Source organism: Massilia sp. Dwa41.01b (assembly GCF_014171775.1).
In the GTDB taxonomy this organism is placed as follows: Bacteria; Pseudomonadota; Gammaproteobacteria; order Burkholderiales; family Burkholderiaceae_D; genus Telluria.
The window spans coordinates 1,506,807-1,524,769 of record NZ_CP050454.1 but is presented as its reverse complement, the minus strand read 5'-3'; the positions used below and the strand labels follow the sequence as shown (position 1 = coordinate 1,524,769).

Sequence of the window (17,963 nt, the reverse complement as noted above, 5' to 3'; positions counted from 1 at the left end):
CAACGCACTTCCTTCATGTCCCTGTCTTCCCCCTCGCGCGGCCTCGGCGTCCTGCGCAACCGTAACCTCTCCTTTTACCTGTCGGCGCGCTTTCTCGGCACCCTCGCCGTCCAGATGCAGAGCGTCGCCGTCGGCTGGCAGGTATACCAGATCACCGGCAGCCTGTTCGACCTCGGCCTGATCGGCCTGGCCCAGTTCGCGCCCTTCCTGGTGCTGATCCTGTGGGCCGGCCACGTGGCCGACCGCTACGACCGGCGCCGCATCATCGTTGCCTGCATGGGGGTCCAGTTGCTGGTCAGCGCCCTGCTGCTGGCCTTTACCGCCAGCGGCAGCCACGTGGTCTGGCCCGTGTTCGCGGTGCTGGTGCTGTTCGGCAGCGCGCGTGCCTTCATGATGCCGGCCTCGCAGGCGGTGCTGCGCAACTGGTGCCGGACCGTGATTTCGGCCAGGCCGTGGCCCTCGCTTCGTCGACCTTCCACGTCGCCGTGATCGCCGGCCCCGTGCTCGGCGGCCTGCTCTACGTGTTCGGCCCGACCGTCGTGTATGCGCTGTCGGCAGTGCTGCTGGCGGTGTCCGCCTTGCTCATGGCCTCGACCACGAGCGCGCCTCAGGTAAAAAGCCACCGCGCCGGCCAGCTGGCACACGCTGCTCGAAGGCCTGCGCTTCGTGCGTTCGCGCCCGATCGTGCTGGGCGCGATCTCGCTCGACCTGTTCGCGGTGCTGTTCGGCGGCGCCACCGCCCTGCTGCCCGCCTATGCCCACGACGTGCTGCATGCCGGCCCTACCGCGCTCGGCTGGCTGCGCACGGCGCCGGCGCGGGCGCGGCCGTCTGTTCGGTGCTGCTGGCGTTTGCGCCCATCCGCCGCCATGTCGGCGCCTGGATGTTCGGCGGCGTCGCCGTGTTCGGCGTGGCCACCATGGTGCTGGGCTGGACCGGCCAGTTCCCGGTGGCCCTCGGCGCCCTGTTCCTGCTGGGCGCCGGCGACATGGTCAGCGTCTACGTACGCCACCTGCTGGTGCAATACGAAACACCGGACGAGATCCGCGGCCGCGTCAGCGCGGTGAACGCGGTCTTCATTGGCGCGTCGAACGAGCTCGGCGAATTCGAGTCGGGCGTGACGGCCGGCTGGTTCGACCTGGTGCGCGCCATCCTGCTGGGCGGCGCGGCGACGCTGGCCGTGACCGGGCTGTGGGCAGTGCTGTTCCCGGTGCTGTCGAAAATGGACCGTTTTCCGCACCACGAGAAAGAAGAGCAGGCAGCCCGCCAGCAGGCCTGACGGTAAAAAATGCCCGCGCGCTTGTCGGAGCAGGCCTCGTTGTAACCGTGCGGTATTCTTTGAAAATGGCAAAAAGTGTAAGATCGGCTACAAGATTTCTGACTACGGAGCTATCTATGCAAATCACTGTCAACACCGACCGCACCATCGATAAACACCAGGGCCTGGACGAGCACGTCGAAACCGTGGTGAAAAGCTCGATCGGCCGTTTCGAAGACAACGTCCACCGCGTCGACGTCCACCTTTCCAACGAAAACAGCCAGAAGCAGCTCGACGGCGGCAACTATTGCATGATGGAAGCCCACGTCACCGGCTATGCCCCGGTCGTCGTGCATGAGCACGCCGTCAACCTGCACCAGGCCATCACCCAGGCCGGCAGCAAACTCAAGCGTGCCCTCGACAGCGCCCTCGGCCGCCTGGCCGACAAGAGCCGCCGCGAAGCGCCACCGATGGACATCGATGCCGCCGCGGACAAGAACCTGACCAGCGGGATGTAAGCACCGGGAAAGCCGGCGGGACGGAATCGGCCTTGCCGCTTCAGTCCCCCCGCTCCCCCTCGACCATCGCGCGCACCTCGCGCAGGTAGCGCAGCCCGGCCAGCGCCCGGCTGCCGTACCAGGACATCATTTCTCCATCGACGAGGAAGACCGGGATACCGATCTGCTTTTCCAGCGCATCGGCATGGGCCTGCGTGAAGCGGTAGGGTTCGGTCGAGAGCAGCACCGCATCCAGCCCGGCCACGAGTTCGTCGGACCAGGAAAAGCGCGGGTAGCGTGCATCGTTCCCCAGTTGCGGCACCTGCCAGCCGAGCTCGGCCAGCATGCGCGCGATATAGGTGTCGCCGGATACGCTCATCCACGGGTCTTGCCAGATACAGTAGAGCACCGTGCGTGCGGGTCCTGGAGGGCGTGCGCGCAGTGCCGCGTACTCGGCCTCGAACGCCGCGCACCAGGTTTCCGCAGCCGCCTCGACACCGAATACCGCTCCCATCAACCGTGCCAGCGCCAGGTTGTCGCGCGGCGCCAGCGGGTGGGTGACGACGATGTGCGGAACAAAAGCGGCCAGCGCGTCCACGGTGGGCTTTTCGTTCTCGTCGATGTTGACCACCAGGTGGGTCGGCGCGAGCTTGCGGATCTTCTCGATGTTAACGTCCTTGGTGCCGCCCACTTTCGGGATCGCGGCCACGACCTCCTGCGGATGGATGCAGAAGCCGGTGCGCCCGGCCAGCTGCGGCGCCAGGCCCAGGTCGCACAGCAGTTCGGTGATCGAGGGCACCAGCGAGACGATGCGCGCACCAGGCGCCGGCACGTGGACCTGGCCGAGGGCGTCGACCAGGTGGGGTGATTGCGGCCCTGGGGCCGGGAAGTTTGTCGGATTCATCCCGACATTGGAACATTGTTGTTTCTGAAATACCAGCGGAGCCGAAGCGGCGCGATGGTTTATCATGCAATCTCGATGGCACTGCGCCAGCCGGACAGGCCATCAAGGGGGCGAATGAAGCATCGGCTCTACTCAGCGGAGGAATGCGTTTTGAAACATATCGGTACTTTTCGGGATGCAGGTTTCCCGGTCGACGAGCTCGAACTGTTTCGCGGAGCGGACATGGCCGCAGCCGCCGCGGCGCTGGCCGACTGCGAGGTGGTGCAGCTGAACGCGGGCGAGGCCATCGAGGACACGGTGCGGGCGCGGCTGTATATCGTGCTGTCGGGCATGCTCGAAGTCGAGACCGACGGCCATGCCGGCACCTCCGACGGCCACATCACCCGCATCCTGCATGGCGAGAGCGTGGGCGAACAGTCGGTGCTGGACGATGCCGCCAACCTCGACGCCGTGCGCGCGGTGGAAGACACGCGCCTGCTGGTAATCGAATCGAAGCTGGCCTGGCAACTCATCGACCATTCGAACGCCGTCGCGCGCAACCTGCTGCGCCTGCTGTCGTTCCGGATTCGCGCCGCCAACGCGCTGCTGCGCCGGCGCCAGAAGCTGGGCGAGTTCTACCGGCAATTGTCGCTGAACGACACGCTGACGGGCCTGTACAACCGCACCTGGCTGGCCGACATGCTGCCGAAGCTGGTGGCGCGGGCGCGCAACCGGGCAGTCCGCTGGCCCTGCTCATGGTTGACCTCGACAATTTCAAGAAGTTCAACGATACCCACGGCCACCTGATCGGCGACGCCGCCCTGTGCGCGGCCGCGAACGTGATCCGCGACGGCCTGCGCCCCTCGGACTTCGCCGTGCGCTATGGTGGCGAGGAATTGATGGCGGTCTTGCCGGAAACGACAGCCGAGCTGGCGCAGATGGTGGCCGAGCGCCTGTGCAAGCAGATGCGCGAAGCCGTGCTCTTCCCCGACATGCGCGTGCCGATGCCGCACCTGACGGCCTGCTTCGGCGTGGCCGTGCTTGACCCGAACGGCGACGAAACGAGCCTGATCGACGCGGCCGATGCCGCCCTGTACCGCGCCAAGGAAGCCGGACGCAACTGCGTGAGCCTGTGACACACGGTGCTGCCGATTCTGGCCATTGACGTATCGCATGGGTAGCCCGACAATCCGGGCACCCAAGCGGGGCACCACCACTCCAAGAATCGATGAGCACTCACACCTTCCTCTGGCACGACTACGAAACCTTCGGGGCGCAGCCGCGCCGTGACCGTCCGGCGCAGTTCGCGGCCATCCGTACCGATGCCGAGCTGAACGAAATCGGCACGCCCCTGATGCTGTTCTGCCAGCCGGCGAACGATTACCTGCCCGACCCGCAGTCCTGCCTGATCACCGGCATCACGCCGCAGCAGTGCCTGGCGCAAGGCGTGCCCGAGCACGAGTTCGCGCGCCAGATCGAGGCGGCCTTTGCCGAGCCTGGCACGATCGGCGTCGGCTACAACACCATCCGCTTCGACGACGAAGTGACCCGCTTCCTGTTCTGGCGCAACCTGCTCGACCCGTATGCGCGCGAGTGGCAAAACAATTGCGGCCGCTGGGACCTGCTCGACGTCGTGCGCATGACTTACGCGCTGCGTCCGGAAGGCATCGAATGGCCGCGCCACCCGGACGGACGGCCGAGCTTCCGGCTGGAAGACCTGGCGCGCGCGAATGGCCTGGCACACGAGGCGGCCCACGACGCGCTGTCGGACGTGCGCGCCACCATCGCCCTCGCCCGCCTGCTCCGCAAGGCGCAGCCGCGCCTGTTCGACTTCTGCCTCGAACTACGGCGCAAGGACAAGGTTGCCGCCGAGATGGGCCTGCATTTCGAGCGCGAGCAGCGCCAGCCGTTCCTGCACGTGTCCGGCATGTTTCCGGTCGAGCACGGCTGCCTGGGCCTGGTCTATCCGCTGGCCCAGCATCCGAGCAACAAGAACGAAGTGCTGGTCTGGGATTGCCGCCACGATCCGTCCGAGCTATTCGGGCTCGACGTCGACACCATCCGCCAGCGCATGTTCACGCGCAGCGCCGACCTGCCCGAGGGTGTGACCCGGCTGCCGATCAAGAGCGTGCACCTGAACAAGTCGCCGATGCTGGTGGGGAACCTCAAGACGCTGAGCCCTGCCATGGCCGCGCGCTGGAACATCGACCTCGAGCAGGGCCGCGCGCATGCCGCGCTGGCTGCACGCGGACCGGACATGGCTGCCACCTGGACCCAGGTCTTCCAGAAGCCGGCGGCGGCCAGCGAGACCGATGTCGACGAAGACCTGTACGGCGGTTTCGTCAGCAAGGACGACCGCCGCAAGCTCGAGTCGCTGCGCATGCAGACGCCCGAGCAGTTTGCAACCGTGCGCCCCTCTTTCGACGACGAACGCCTGGCCGAACTCCTGCGCCGCTACCGCGCCCGCAACTTCCCGCATACCCTGAGCGAAGCCGAAGCCGAGGAGTGGGAAGCGCATCGGGCGGCGCGCCTGTTCGACGGCGCCGGCGGTGCGCGAACGGTGGATCAGTTGTTTGGGGAGATCGATGCGCTGTCGGAGACGGCGGACGAGCGCGCCGAGGAAATCCTGGGGCAGCTGTACGAGTATGTGGAGATGATTGCGCCGAGCAGGTATTGACGTGGGGCGATGCTCGCCCTGACGGTATATTGACGCTTGTGGGGCTGTTGCCTGCGCTGCTAACGGTTTCTACGATCCGCGTGGGCAGTCATGATGGCCGGGGGCCATCATGACGAAGTGCCCACCCTACGGGAGGCGCTATCGGCAGGTTCATGCAAAAGCATGGGGTTTGCACGATCTGGCCACTAACGTTTCCTGTAGGGTGGGCGGGGCCGCCGAGGCACCCCGTGCCCATGCGAATGATGCGAACCACCTGCGCCGCAGGCAACAGCCCCACCCGGCCGGCACACCGCTTTCGTCGTTGTCTTACCCCCGATACCGATTGATTTCATCCCGCGTCTCTTGCGCCACCCGCCGTGCTGCCGCCGCGAAATCTTCCCCCTCGGCCAGCGCCGCATACAAAATCGCCCGCGAGGAATTAATCATCATCCCCGTCCCCGCTGCCGTGCGTCCTGCGCCCACCGTGGCGGCCACGTCCCCACCCTGGGCACCGACACCGGGCACCAGCAGCGGCATCTCGCCGACGATCGCCCTCACCTGCGCCAGCTCTTCAGGGAAGGTAGCGCCCACCACAAGGGCGCACTGGCCATTCCGGTTCCATTTCTCGGCGACCAGGCGTGCCACGTGCTGGTACAGCGGCTTGCCCTCCACGTTCAGGAACTGCAGATCCGAGCCGCCCGCGTTCGAGGTACGGCACAGCACGATCACGCCGCGATCCGCCCACTCCAGGTAGGGCTCGACCGAATCGAAGCCCATGTAGGGATTGACCGTGACGGCATCCGCGCCGTAGCGGTCGAAGGCTTCGCGCGCGTACTGGTGGGCGGTGGCGCCGATGTCGCCGCGCTTGGCGTCGAGGATGAGCGGGATGTGCGGATAGGCCTCGCGCAAATAACGGCAGATCGTTTCCAGCTGCGCTTCGGCGCCGAGGGCGGCGAAATAGGCGATCTGCGGCTTGAAGGCGCAGGCCAGGTCGGCGGTGGCATCGATGATCGCCTTGCAGAAGCGAACGATGCCGTCCGGTTCATCCTTCAGGTGCGCCGGCAGGCGCGCCAGGTCGGGATCGAGGCCGACACACAGGAGCGAGTCGTTGCGGGTCCATGCCGCGGCAAGCTTGTTGATGAAATTCACGTCAGGCCTCCCAGATGTCATTGCAAACCCGATATTGTACCTGTCGACGGGGCGCTCGCCCCGCGTCCAGCACGACCGTGCGACCGGCGTCGCGGCAAACGGGTATATTTTTGACCATTCGACAACTCGCATGGACAAGAACATGATGACGTCTTCCATTATTGCGCGCTGGACCCGCCTGCTGGCGCTTGCCACCCTCGCCGGCTCGCTGCTCTCGGGCTGCGGCTACAACGACTTCCAGGTCAAGGACGAAGCCACCAAGGCCGCCTGGGGCGAAGTGGTCAACCAGTACCAGCGCCGCGCCGACCTGATTCCGAACCTGGTGAACACCGTCAAGGGCTATGCCTCGCACGAACGGGAGACCCTGGAAGCGGTCACCCGTGCGCGCGCAGCCGCCACCAGTTTCCAGATCACGCCCGAAGTGCTGAACAATCCTCAGGCATTCCAGAAATTCCAGCAGGTGCAGGGTGAACTGTCGAGCGCGCTGTCGCGCCTGATGGTCGTCTCCGAAAAATATCCTGAGCTCAAGGCCGACACCAGCTTCCGCGACCTGCAATCGCAGCTCGAGGGCACTGAAAACCGCATCACCGTGGCGCGCCAGCGCTACATCGCCTCGGTGCAGGACTATAACGTTACCGTGCGCAAGTTCCCGACCAACCTGACGGCAATGATGTTCGGCTATGAAGCGCGGCCATCGTTCACGGTCGAGAACGAAAAAGCAATCTCGACCGCGCCGACGGTCAACTTCGGCAAGTGACGCGATGAACTTGCTGCGACAGTGCTGGTTACTCCTGCTGGCCTGCATGCTGGCCGCGCCTGCGCAGGCCCAGCTGAAAGCGGTGCCGCCGCTGACGAGCCACGTCACCGACATGGCTGGCATGCTCGACGCCACCCAGCGCCAGCGCCTGGAAGCGGTACTGGCCCAGCACGAGGCCCAGACTGGCAACCAGATCGCGGTGCTGCTGGTGAAGTCGACCGAGCCGGAAGCGATCGAGCAATACGGCATCCGCGTGGCGGAAGCCTGGAAGATCGGGCGCAAGGGCGTCGACGACGGCGTGATCCTGCTGGTTGCGCGCGACAACCCGGGTGCGCTGCGCCGCCTGCGCATCGAGGCGGGACGCGGCGTGCAGGGGGTGCTGACGGACGCGCAATCGAAGCGCATCCTGCAGGACGTGATCGCCCCGCACTTTCGGCAAAACCATTATTACGAGGGCCTGGTCGCAGGCGTGGGCGCGATCGCCACGCTGCTGAACCGGGAGCGATTTCCCGCGGCGCAGCAACAACAGGGGCAGCAGCTAGCCCCCAACGGCGGTAACACGGAAGGAGGCGGGATCGGTATGTTCGGTATCTTGATGTTGGTCTTTGGTTTCATGCTGGTGCGTTCGATTTTCCGTCCGCGCCGTCCACGCCTGTCGCGTGGCGGCTGGGGCAGCGGCGCCACCGGTTTCATCCTCGGTAACGTGATCGGCAACATGGGCCGCGGCGGTGGCGGCTTCGGCGGCTTCTCCGGCGGTGGCGGCGGCTTTGGCGGAGGCGGTTTCTCCGGCGGCGGCGGCACCTTCGACGGCGGCGGCGCTTCGGGAGACTGGTAATGGAACACGCATCGTTTGGACAGCGCCTGGGCCGGGTCATCCGCCACTGGCGCAGCAGCAAGGCCGACGCCCAGCGCCTTTCCGGAAGCAACCCTCGCGGCCGCCGCGCAGGCCATTACCGCCGGCGAGCAAACGCACCGGGGGAGGTGCGCTTCATCGTCGAGGCGGCCCTGCCCACCGACGAGGCCTGGGACGGCATCAGCAACCGCCAGCGCGCCCTGGCCCTGTTCGCCGACTACGGTGTCTGGGACACCGAGGACAATTGCGGCGTGCTGCTGTATGTGAACCTGGCCGAGCACAAGGTCGACATCGTGGCCGACCGCGGCATCGACCGCAAGATCGACAGCAGCACCTGGCAAGCCGTGTGCCGCACGATGACCGAAGGCTTCAAGCGCGGCAATTATCATGAGGCCACGCTGGCGGCGATCGAGCAGGTCAACTCCTTGTTGCGCGAACATTTCCCGGCCAACGGGACGCGCCCGAACGAGCTGCCGGACAAGCCGATCATGCTGTAAACCATTGCGGGTCGACTGCCGGGACGCCGGCAGCGCCGGCATCGGCAGCTGACTTCGGCCGGCCCACCGCTGCGGAAAGGTATGCGCCCGCAGTCACCGGCTGACGGGGCAGACTCGCCGCAGCTCCCGTGCATGCGGGGCCGGGCTGCCGCTACAATGCCCTTCCCGAACCCGTGAAAGCCCGCACATGAAACTCGCCAACAAGACCGCCCTCGTCACCGGTGCCAGCCAGGGCATCGGCCTGGCCTGCGCCCAGCGCCTCGTGCGCGAGGGCGCACGCGTGATGCTTGCCGACGTGCGCCCCGAGGGCGCCGACGCCGCCGCAGCCCTGGGCGACAATGCCCGCTTCTTTTGCGCCGACGTCAGCCAGAAGTCCGACGTGGACGCCCTCTTCCGCGCCACCGTCGACGCCTTCGGACAGCTGGACATACTCATCAACAACGCGGGCGTCACCCATGCCGCCGACTTCCTCGATCTCTCCGAGGAGGATTTCGACCGCGTGTTGCGCATCAACCTGAAATCGATGTTCCTGTGCAGCCAGGCGGCGGCGCGCGACATGGTCAAGCGCCAGAGCGGCTGCATCATCAACATGTCGAGCGTGAACGCCGAACTCGTGATACCGAACCAGATTCCGTACGTGGTGTCCAAGGGCGGCGTCAACCAGCTCACGCGTGTAGCCGCCATCGGCCTGGCGCAGCACGGCATCCGCGTGAACGCGATCGGCCCCGGAACCATCCTGACGGAACTGGCGAAGCAGGCCGTCCTGTCCAGCCCGGAAGCGCGCCACACCATCCTGTCGCGCACGCCGCTCGGGCGTTGCGGCGAACCCGAAGAAATCGCCGCCATCGCCGCCTTCCTTGCCAGCGACGACGCGTCCTATATTACCGGGCAAACCCTGTACGCCGACGGCGGGCGCATGCCGCTGAACTACACGGTGCCGGTGCGCGAATAGCTGTTTTACATCCGTCTGCGTGACCGTTTGCGCGTCGATTTCGGCGCAAGGACTGTTTTTGGAGACCATTCATCCCGTGACCGCCCCTCGCTCAAGCCCGTGCGACAAGGTTTTTCCCAGTGGAGCTGCTGGGCGGATATCTCCGGAAGTGATTCGCACCAAAGCATATGTATGACAGTTGCCGAAACATATTCACCGTTCGCATGTCTGGTATCTGAATAGACAATTAGACACGTATGTCGCGACGCAACATAATGGCACCTGTCTCCACTATTCTCCTCCAAGAAAATAGTCTTCAGCCCGCTCACGAAGCGGGCTTTTTTTTGCCCATCCAGCGAAAACTACCCCTTCCATAGATCGTCAGCCGCCGAGTTCGTTCCTGGAAGAGCTGCAGAGGTTGCGCTACGTCATACCCCGGTCACAATGCCTGCCTATACTGAATTCATCTGCAGTACACGCAACCGATATGCGTGATTGCAGACAGGTGTGCGGTGCTTCGCGCCGCACACCCACCGAACACCGTCTCTTGGCCCGGTCTTGGGTTGTGCCCACCACTCTCTCCTGGTGGGCATTTTTTTGTTCCAAATTATGTGCAAGGAATAAAAGGACGGGCAGACCTTGCAGCGCATCCGCTTTTGACTATGATGAAGTTCGCGCGCCGAAACCTGCCTTCCCCGCCGGCCCCGCCATGGGTTGCCTGCAAGGAATATCCAAGAGGACAAAGCGCAGTTGCACGGCATGTCAAAACACAAGGGAGTTCGACCGATGAATCATCATTTTCCTGAACAGACTACCCACGCATCCTCCTCCGACAGCCGCCGCCAGTGCGACGGCTTCGACTATCTGGTTCTCAGCGAGCTCAATCCTCTGGTCGTCGTCGACCATGTCGACGGCGAGCATTCCACCCTCACGCTCCTGACCTTCGGCAACGTCCGCGAAATCTGTCCCAAGTGCCAGCAAGGCAAGCTCAAGCTCGTGCTGCGCCAGACCTCGGTACGCGTGGCACACCTGTTCTGCGCCGAGTGCGAGAGCTGTTTCGACGCCCGCTACGCGGACGGCGCCCCGGCCTTGACCATCTGATGTGCGGCTAGTGCCGTGGCGGCGCCCGCCGCCCGGACATGGTATGGTTGTCGCTTTGCCATTTCGTCAACCATGCCGTCCTTCCTGACCTTCCTGCTGCTCGACCCGCGCCTGAACCGCTTGCGCTATGCTGCCGCGCTCGTCATGTTCCTGACCATCGTGATCGCCGGCTCGATCCCTGGCGCGCGCGCCGACATCGGCCAGTACGCGCCCGGTGTCGTGCTGCATTCGCTGGCTTACGCGACGCTGGCGCTGCTGTGGTTTACCGCCAGCAGCGGGAACGCGGCCAGCCGCAGCCGCGCAACGATTATTGCCATCGCGCTCATGGGTGCCATCGACGAGCTGGTGCAAAGCATGTTCCCCTACCGCGGCGCCGACGTGCGCGACTGGATGGTCGACTGCAGCGCCGCGCTCCTCACCTGCGCGATCCTCTGGATGCTGTTGCCGAAAACCGCCCTGCAGCGCAGCTGAGTCTGCAGGGAAACCCGTTTCCCGTCTTCACCCTCGCTTGATCTGGCTCATATTCAACCCGAGTCAGCTGGAACGTCGTTCCCGTTCAGCCCTCTTACCGGAGTGGCAGACGGCATCGTCACGCATCCCATCGACAAAATCAACGGAGGATCGATATGAAACAACAACACCAGAGCGTGCTCCTGGCGGGTTTGCTGGCCGTCGCGATCGGCCTGTCGGGCTGCGCCGGCATGCGCGGCGGCGGTGACAGCGGCGGCAGCAGCGCCAGCGGCAGTTCCTCGGGCGGTTCGACCGGCAGCGGCGGCATGTCCGGCACCGGAGCCGGGACCAGCACCAGCGGATCGGGTGGTTGGGGCGGCGGCTCCTCGTCGGGCTCGTCGGGCACCTCGGGAACCTCGGGCACCTCGGGCACCTCGGGAACCTCGGGCACCTCGGGCAGCAGCGGCTACGACCAGTCGGGCAGCTCGGGGACCTCCGGCAGCTCGGGGACCTCGGGGTCCTCGGGTACTTCCGGTAGTTCCGGCACCTCAGGGACCTCAGGCACTTCCGGTAGCTCCGGCACCTCGGGCACTTCCGGTAGCTCCGGCACCTCGGGCACCTCGGGCACTTCCGGCGGCGTAAGCAGCATGAGCGAAGGCGGCTCCGCCGGCGCCACGGCCGATACCGCCAGCGGCAGCTCGAGCGGCGGCAGCGCCACCGCGGTCAGCACCAGCCCGAACAGCACCGTCATCTCGATCGAAACCGTGCCACGCAGTGCCAGCAGCACGAGCGGTGCCGGCACGGCCGCCGGGGCGGCAGTCGGCGGCAGCTCGGCAGGCAGCTCGATGTCGTCCGACCGCGTCTACCGCATCACCCTGCGCATGGACGATGGCAGCACCCAAGTCCTCACCCAGGAAACCACGCCGGACTTCCGCAGCAACGACCGTGTGAACGTAAGCGGCGGCGCCATCCGGCGCTGACAGGGCAGCAGGCAGGCCAAGCCAGGCGTTCAACCTGGCTTGTCGTCGAACGAGGCGACATGCCGGTCTGCGCTGGTTGTGGCAGGCAGCAAGGCGCTGGAAATCGTCAATACACGCGTTCGACCAGGTATCCGCGCTGCGCCAGCAACTGCGGCAGGCCGTTCTCACCCATCAGGTGCAGGTAACCGACGCCAACGAACAGCACGTCGCCCTTGCCCATCAGGGTGTCGATCCGGCTTGCCATGTCGGGGTTGCGCTGGCCGAGCAATTTGCGGCGCGTGAAATCGGCGGTTTCCGAGCCGCCGCTGGTGGCCTCGCTCAGTGCGGCATCGCGCTCTGCGGCCTTGCCCGAGCGCCAGGCTTCGATCACCCGGCCGGCGCGCCGTGCCGCGCTGCCGTCGGCCAGGCCGTCGAGCGTATCGAGCAGGTAGCGCTCGGCCTCGATGTCGCTCATGCTGTCGAACAGGCCCAGCTGCAGGTCGGCGCTTTCGAGCGTGCGGATGCGTGTACCGCGCCGGCGCGCCTGGGCCAGCATGACCTGCTCGACGCCGTCGTTACGCCGGTATCCCTGGCGTTCGAGCTGCATGCTGATCAAGAGATTGGCCACCAGCCAGGGTTTCAGGTGGGACATGCTGGCGACGCTGATGCCTTCCGTGTGCAAGGCCGTGCGCAGGCGCGCCATCGTCGCCGGCGCCAGGTGGCGGCCGATGTCGTCGCCCCGGGCGTAACGGGCATGCCTGTCGAGGGCGTGAAGGAAAGCGCCCTTGGCGCCCGTATCGAGCTCGACCACGACTTGGTCGGCCCCGGCCAGCGCCCGCTCCACTTCCGGCGCCATCGGGTAGAAGGAAGGCGCGCCGACGTGCACGGTGCCAAACAGGTAGGCAACCCGTCCCCGGCCGCTGATCCGGTACAAGCCGCCGTGGTGGCGTTCCGCTACCGGTTCCGGACCGACGGGACTGGCGCCACGATGCCCGCTCGAGGCGAGCGTTTCGGCGCGGGCCAGGCGTGCGGGCAGCAGTGCCGCTGCCAGGGCGAGAACAAGCAACAAGATCAGCGCCACGGCGGATGCCACGATGCGCGCCGGCTCCCTTGCCCGCGCGGACAGCGCGGCAAGCGGAGCGGATGCATGCGGCCAAACGGGCACGGCGCAGGAAGGGGATAAACGGGGCAGCGCAGGCCGGGCACGCATGCCCGGCAAAGCAAGCTGATCGGATAACGCAGGCACCCGGGGCATGCACGCGCTGCCCGGGCGCTGCGCTTCAGGCATGGCGCGCGGTACGCGGCAGCGACGGCACCTCTTCCTGCGCCTCGTCCATGGCGCGATCGGGACTGCCCAGGATCAGCGCCGACATGGCCTCGGCTGTGCGTTCCCGGGACGTGCGCGCGACCGTGTCGCGCATGGTGGCGCGCATGCTGTCGCGTGCCTCGGGATGCAGGGCCAGCGCCGCTTCGCAGGCGGCCACGAAGGCGTCCGCGCCGTCGGCGATCGACACCACATGCCCGTACGGATTGACGACGTCGGCGATCGCCGTGCTCACCACCGGCAGCTCGGCCGCCATGTACTCGAGCACCTTGGTCGGGCTGATGAAGCGGGTCGCCTCGTTCAGCGCGAAGGGCATCAGGCAGACGTCCCAGCCAGCCAGCAGGCGCGGCAGCGCGTCATAGGGCTGCTGGCCCAGGTAATGGATGTTCGGCCGGCGCGGCAGGCTGTCTTCGCTGATCTTCACGACCGGACCGGCCAGCACCAGCTGCCACTCCGGGCGGGCGGCGGCCACGGCGTCGACCAGGGCCAGGTCGATGCGCTCGTCGATGACGCCATAGAAACCCAGGCGCGGACCGGGAATGGCTTCCTGCGCCGGATGGCTGCTCGACCGGTCGAGCGCACTGCTGAAATGGGCGACGTCGACGCTGCTGGGGAAACAATGGGCATTCGGGTGGCGCTGGCGCTTCGCCTCGTACAGGCTGGGGCCGCCGGCAAAGACCAGGTCGGCCAGTTTCAGGAGCGCCGTCTCGCGCTGCAGCAGTTGCTTGGGCGCATTCGCGAACGAGGCCAGCTCGTCCATGCAGTCATACACCACCAGGCGCGGGCGCAGCGCCTGCAGCAGCGGCAGCGCCATCGGCGTGTAGAACCAGGCGACGGGCCGCTCGCCTGGCGGTACCAGCTCGGACAGGAGCGGCAGCACGAGTGCGATCTGGTCGTCGTGGTAGCCCGTCGCATGCAGCGGCGTATGCGGCTTGCACACCGTGAGGTTCGGGCCGCGCTCCAGGCATTCCATCCGGACCGGTCCCCCTTCATCGAGGACAGGTTCCTCGATGAACAGGACGCGGTGCTGGCGGGCCAGGCGGGTCAGCAGGTGCTGGGGACGCTGGAAAACAAAATCCCAGCGCAGGTGGCTGAAGACGACGATGGTACTCATGTTGATTCTCCTTGTCGCCCACGGCCGGGCGGTCGGTTGATGACGGTTTCTTGCGCTACTGGCCCGACCGCCCGTTTCCTCCTTGCGGAGGATCAGACGGCGCCTGGCCGGATTTCCTCTTTGGTTGTCTGGTGCACCGACGCCAGGTTGCGCGTCGCCGCATAGATGTCTTCGAACGGCAGCTTGGGCGTCCGGTCCGCGTTGAGCAGGCCGTTCGCTTCCTGGAAGGTGTCGGCGAACTGCGTGTAGCAGAAGCCGCTGAACATGAAGGTTTCGTTGACGACCTTCAGCAGGCCGCGGTAGAGGTTATGGAAGCCTTCCGCCGTGGTCGAGCGCGAATAGCCCCAGGTGCCCTCTTCCGGCGTTCCCTTGGTATCGAAGGCGATGCCGCCGAACTCGGTCAGCACGATCGGCTGGCCGCGGTGGGGGAAGCCGTCCAGCGTCAGGATGCGCCCGCCCGGACGGCGCTGGTCGAACAGCGTGCGCACCGGGTCGGTCACCGCATAGCGCGCGCCCAGCTTTTCCGGATCGCAGTCGTAGTCGTGGATGCCGAGGATGTCGGTGGCCGAAGCTTCCCAGCCGTCGTTGCCGATCACCGGCCGCGTCGAGTCGAGCGTGCGCGTCAGGTGGTACAGGGCCTCCACGGCATTGCGATGGGCCTGGGTCAGCGTCAGGTTCGGCACGCCCCACGACTCGTTGAAGGCCACCCAGACGATGATGCAGGGATGGCTGTAGTCGCGGTCGATGGCCTCGGTCCACTCGCGCACCATGCGCGAGATCGCTTTCGGGCTGAAGCGGTAGGCCGAGGGCATCTCTTCCCACACCAGCAGGCCCAGCCTGTCGGCCCAGTACAGGTAGCGCGGATCCTCGATCTTCTGGTGCTTGCGCACGCCATTGAAGCCCATCAGCTTGGCCAGCTCGACGTCGCGCCTCAAATGCTCGTCCGACGGGCCGGTGAGGAAGGATTCGGGCCAGTAGCCCTGGTCGAGCACCAGGCGCAGCTGGTATGGCCTTCCATTCAACATGAAGCGGTCGCGGTTGATCGCCACCGAACGCAGCGCCGTGTACGAGCGGATGCGGTCGAGCACCTGGCCGTTGCAGCGCAGCGTGACCTCGGCGTCGAGCAGCGTCGGGCGCTCCGGGCTCCACAGCAATTCATTGCGCGAGTCGTCGATGCCCGGGTCGGACAGCGCAATCTTGCGGTTCGCCTCGCCCGCCAGCAGTTTGTAATAATCGTCGGCCAGCAACTGTTCGCCATGCCAGATCTTGACCTCGACGAACATGTCGTCGCGGATGTCGCCGCCGGCGAAGACCTCGCAGCCGATTTCGAAGGTCTCAAAAATCGGCGTCCACTTCAGCTTGGCGATATGGGTGTTGCCGATCTGCTCGACCCAGACGGTCTGCCAGATGCCGGTGGTGCGTGGATACCAGATCGAGTGGGCTTCCAGCAGCCAGTCCTGCTTGCCGCGCGGCTTGGCCAGGTCGGCCGGATCATCCTCGACGTACACCGTCACGACCTGCTTGCCGTCCGCGCTCATGGCGGAGGTGATGTCGGCCGAGAACGGCGTATGGCCGCCCTCGTGTTCGGCTACCTGGCGGCCGTTGACCCAGACCCGCGCGGCATAGTCGACCGCGCCGAAGTGCAGGATCGTCCTTCCGTCGGTGGGCGTGAGGGTGAACTCGCGTTCGTACCAGCAGACCCTGTGAAAGCCCGTATCGCCGATACCCGACATTCTGGTTTCGGGTGCGAACGGCACTTCGATCTCGTGCGTCCACTCGGTCACGTCGTCGGGCAGCTTGAAGCGCATCGCGTCGTCGAAACAGAAGCGCCATTTGCCGTTCAGGCTGATCCAGTTGTCGCGCACCAGTTGGGGACGTGGATATTCAAACTGACTCATTATTATCCTTTCATTCAGTCGGAACGGGAATCAGGATGCGGCCCTGGCGGCCGTCCCGGTTGTAAGCGGCAAGGGCGGCCGCTGCGGCCTGCTGCGCATGGCCTGCGCGGCACAGTGCAACGCAGGCGCCGCCGAAGCCGGCACCGGTCAGGCGCGCACCGAGCACGCCTTCCTGCGCCCGCAACAGCTCGCACAGCACGTCGAGCTCGGGGATCGAGACTTCGTAATCGTCGCGCAGGCTGTAGTGCGATGCGTTCATCAGCTCGCCGAAGCGCTCGGCCGACACGCCTTCGGCCGCTTCCAGCACGCGCAGGTTTTCGCGTACCACGTGGCGTGCGCGACGGCGCTGCGGCTCGGGCAGCGCTTCCACGGCCTCCGGGTCCTGCACGTCGCGCAGCGCCTTCACCCCGAGCTTGCGCGAGGCTTCCTCGCACTCGGCGCGCCGTTCGTTGTACTTGCTGCCGGCCAGCTTGCGCGCCACGCCCGAGTCGATGACGATGATCTCGGTGCCTTCCGGCAGCGGCGCCAGCCGGTGCTCGAGCGTGCGGGCGTCGATGAACAGCATGTTCGACTCGTCGGCCAGGCTCGAGGCCATCTGGTCCATGATGCCGCAGTTGACCCGCGCGTATTCGATCTCGGCACGCTGGGCCAGGCGCGCGAGCTTGACGTCGTCGAGTTCGAAGCCGAGCAGCTGGCGCAGGCCGCGCAGCATTGCCACCTCCAGCGCCGCGCTCGAGGACAGGCCCGAACCGACCGGCACGTCGGTCGACACCCAGACCCGCAGCGGCGGCACCTGCACGCCCTCGGCCTCGACCAGGCGGATGCAGCCCTCGATATAGCTGCCGAAACCGGCGGGGGCGCTGCCGTTCGGCGCGAAGGTGACGTTCGCGTCGAGCGTGCTCGAATAGAAATAGAAATGATCGTCGTTGCTCCGGGCCAGCGCCACCGTCGTGCGCTGGGGCGTGGCCACCGGCAGCATGAAGCCGTCGTTGTAGTCCGTGTGCTCGCCCAGCAGGTTCACGCGCCCGGGGGCGGATGCATGGACCTCGGGCGGCCCGCCGAAGAAGGAATCGGTCGTCACCATCAGCTTGTCTCCAGCCAAAGCGGCCGCTGGCGGCCATGCACGTTCACGGCAGGCCACTGCGGATCCAGGGTCAGGTTGTCCAGTCCCTGCGGGCCGAGGAGGAAGGTGTCCTCGATCTTCAGTCCCGCAAGGCTGGGGTTGAATGCGAATGCCATGCCGGGTTCCAGGCTGGCGGCCGTGCTGGGCGTGGCGACGATCTCGCGCGCCAGGTAGCCGGTGATGCCGCCCTGGTGGTGCTCGTCGATCGCCTTCTCGCGGTCGGCATGGCGGTAGGCGGCGTCGAACGCGTGGTACACCGCCGAAAGCGACTTGCCCGGTGTGACCGCGGCCAGGCCGGTGGCCTCGATTTCCATCAACATGGACTGCTCCTGCGGCGCACTGCCCTCGCCGCCGAAACTGACGAAGCGCGTCAGGTTCGCGTACAGGCCGCGGCGGCGCGCGCAGAACACCAGCATGGCGCGCGCGCCGAGCGGCTCGTGCGACGGCGTCGGATGACGGAACAAAGGCAGGCGCCGCGCCCCGGCCGCCATCACCAGTGGCCGGATGGATGCCGC

The 17,963-nt window shown here is 66.2% G+C and carries 18 protein-coding genes and 1 pseudogene; 12 read left to right on the top strand and 7 right to left on the bottom strand.

What is annotated here, in order from left to right:
• Positions 1–15 precede the first annotated feature (15 nt).
• Both G4G28_RS06930 and G4G28_RS06925 read left to right on the top strand, forming a co-directional pair.
• Positions 16–1,277: pseudogene (locus tag G4G28_RS06930) on the top strand (MFS transporter).
• A 116-nt stretch (positions 1,278–1,393) separates the two neighbouring features.
• Positions 1,394–1,774, top strand: coding sequence for an HPF/RaiA family ribosome-associated protein (locus G4G28_RS06925; protein ID WP_182991395.1), 381 nt, complete (start codon positions 1,394–1,396; stop codon positions 1,772–1,774).
• Positions 1,775–1,814: 40 nt separating this feature from the next.
• Here G4G28_RS06925 and G4G28_RS06920 read toward each other — a convergent pair whose 3' ends face one another.
• Positions 1,815–2,657: a helical backbone metal receptor gene (locus G4G28_RS06920; RefSeq protein WP_182991394.1), complete on the bottom strand. Its 843-nt coding sequence runs from the start codon at positions 2,655–2,657 to the stop codon at positions 1,815–1,817.
• A gap of 222 nt (positions 2,658–2,879) precedes the next feature.
• Here G4G28_RS06920 and G4G28_RS28045 point away from each other — a divergent pair, with 222 nt between their 5' ends.
• The 3 genes from G4G28_RS28045 (at position 2,880) to sbcB (ending at position 5,313) form a co-directional block, all read left to right on the top strand.
• Entirely contained in the window at positions 2,880–3,443 is a 564-nt protein-coding gene (locus G4G28_RS28045; protein ID WP_308601894.1) for a cyclic nucleotide-binding domain-containing protein, read from the top strand.
• The gene (locus G4G28_RS28040) at positions 3,392–3,772 is read left to right on the top strand and encodes a GGDEF domain-containing protein (protein ID WP_308601892.1); all 381 of its coding nucleotides are present in this window, start codon (positions 3,392–3,394) and stop codon (positions 3,770–3,772) included. Before G4G28_RS28045 ends, G4G28_RS28040 begins: the two co-directional genes overlap by 52 nt.
• Before the next feature lie 92 nt (positions 3,773–3,864).
• A complete protein-coding gene (gene sbcB, locus G4G28_RS06910; RefSeq protein ID WP_182991392.1) occupies positions 3,865–5,313 on the top strand; it encodes an exodeoxyribonuclease I in 1,449 nt (482 codons plus the stop codon).
• 306 nt (positions 5,314–5,619) lie between these two features.
• Here sbcB and pyrF read toward each other — a convergent pair whose 3' ends face one another.
• Entirely contained in the window at positions 5,620–6,441 is an 822-nt protein-coding gene (gene pyrF / locus G4G28_RS06905) for an orotidine-5'-phosphate decarboxylase (protein ID WP_182991391.1), read from the bottom strand.
• 145 nt (positions 6,442–6,586) lie between these two features.
• Between pyrF and G4G28_RS06900 the strand changes: the two genes are divergently transcribed.
• The 7 genes from G4G28_RS06900 to G4G28_RS06870 all read left to right on the top strand — a co-directional run bounded on the left by G4G28_RS06900 (position 6,587) and on the right by G4G28_RS06870 (position 12,010).
• Complete coding sequence (locus tag G4G28_RS06900; protein WP_182991743.1) at positions 6,587–7,198, top strand: LemA family protein; 612 nt, start codon at positions 6,587–6,589, stop codon at positions 7,196–7,198.
• Between the two features lie 4 nt (positions 7,199–7,202).
• On the top strand, positions 7,203–8,033 hold the full coding sequence (locus tag G4G28_RS06895; protein WP_182991390.1) for a YgcG family protein: 831 nt from the start codon (positions 7,203–7,205) through the stop codon (positions 8,031–8,033).
• Entirely contained in the window at positions 8,033–8,548 is a 516-nt protein-coding gene (locus G4G28_RS06890) for a TPM domain-containing protein (RefSeq protein WP_308601889.1), read from the top strand. Before G4G28_RS06895 ends, G4G28_RS06890 begins: the two co-directional genes overlap by 1 nt.
• Positions 8,549–8,735: 187 nt before the next feature.
• A complete protein-coding gene (locus G4G28_RS06885; protein WP_183108177.1) occupies positions 8,736–9,500 on the top strand; it encodes an SDR family NAD(P)-dependent oxidoreductase in 765 nt (254 codons plus the stop codon).
• A 765-nt stretch (positions 9,501–10,265) separates the two neighbouring features.
• Positions 10,266–10,580 carry a hypothetical protein gene (locus G4G28_RS06880; protein WP_182991389.1) on the top strand — a complete coding sequence of 105 codons (315 nt, stop codon included), beginning with the start codon at positions 10,266–10,268 and terminating at the stop codon, positions 10,578–10,580.
• A gap of 72 nt (positions 10,581–10,652) precedes the next feature.
• Positions 10,653–11,051: a VanZ family protein gene (locus tag G4G28_RS06875; RefSeq protein ID WP_182991388.1), complete on the top strand. Its 399-nt coding sequence runs from the start codon at positions 10,653–10,655 to the stop codon at positions 11,049–11,051.
• A 155-nt stretch (positions 11,052–11,206) separates the two neighbouring features.
• Positions 11,207–12,010: a hypothetical protein gene (locus G4G28_RS06870; RefSeq protein WP_183108176.1), complete on the top strand. Its 804-nt coding sequence runs from the start codon at positions 11,207–11,209 to the stop codon at positions 12,008–12,010.
• 106 nt (positions 12,011–12,116) lie between these two features.
• Here the strand turns inward: G4G28_RS06870 and G4G28_RS06865 are convergent, their stop codons facing one another.
• The 5 genes from G4G28_RS06865 to G4G28_RS25355 all read right to left on the bottom strand — a co-directional run bounded on the left by G4G28_RS06865 (position 12,117) and on the right by G4G28_RS25355 (position 17,939).
• A complete protein-coding gene (locus tag G4G28_RS06865; protein ID WP_183108175.1) occupies positions 12,117–13,070 on the bottom strand; it encodes a TraB/GumN family protein in 954 nt (317 codons plus the stop codon).
• A gap of 199 nt (positions 13,071–13,269) precedes the next feature.
• Positions 13,270–14,427 carry a glycosyltransferase gene (locus G4G28_RS06860; protein WP_183108174.1) on the bottom strand — a complete coding sequence of 386 codons (1,158 nt, stop codon included), beginning with the start codon at positions 14,425–14,427 and terminating at the stop codon, positions 13,270–13,272.
• A gap of 92 nt (positions 14,428–14,519) precedes the next feature.
• Positions 14,520–16,325 (bottom strand): glycoside hydrolase family 2 protein, encoded by a 1,806-nt coding sequence (locus G4G28_RS06855; protein ID WP_182991383.1) that lies wholly within the window; start codon positions 16,323–16,325, stop codon positions 14,520–14,522.
• A gap of 10 nt (positions 16,326–16,335) precedes the next feature.
• Positions 16,336–17,409: a galactokinase gene (gene galK / locus G4G28_RS06850; protein ID WP_183108173.1), complete on the bottom strand. Its 1,074-nt coding sequence runs from the start codon at positions 17,407–17,409 to the stop codon at positions 16,336–16,338.
• Positions 17,409–17,939 carry a Xaa-Pro peptidase family protein gene (locus G4G28_RS25355; RefSeq protein ID WP_229508061.1) on the bottom strand — a complete coding sequence of 177 codons (531 nt, stop codon included), beginning with the start codon at positions 17,937–17,939 and terminating at the stop codon, positions 17,409–17,411. Before G4G28_RS25355 ends, galK begins: the two co-directional genes overlap by 1 nt.
• Between the last annotated feature and the right edge of the window lie 24 nt (positions 17,940–17,963).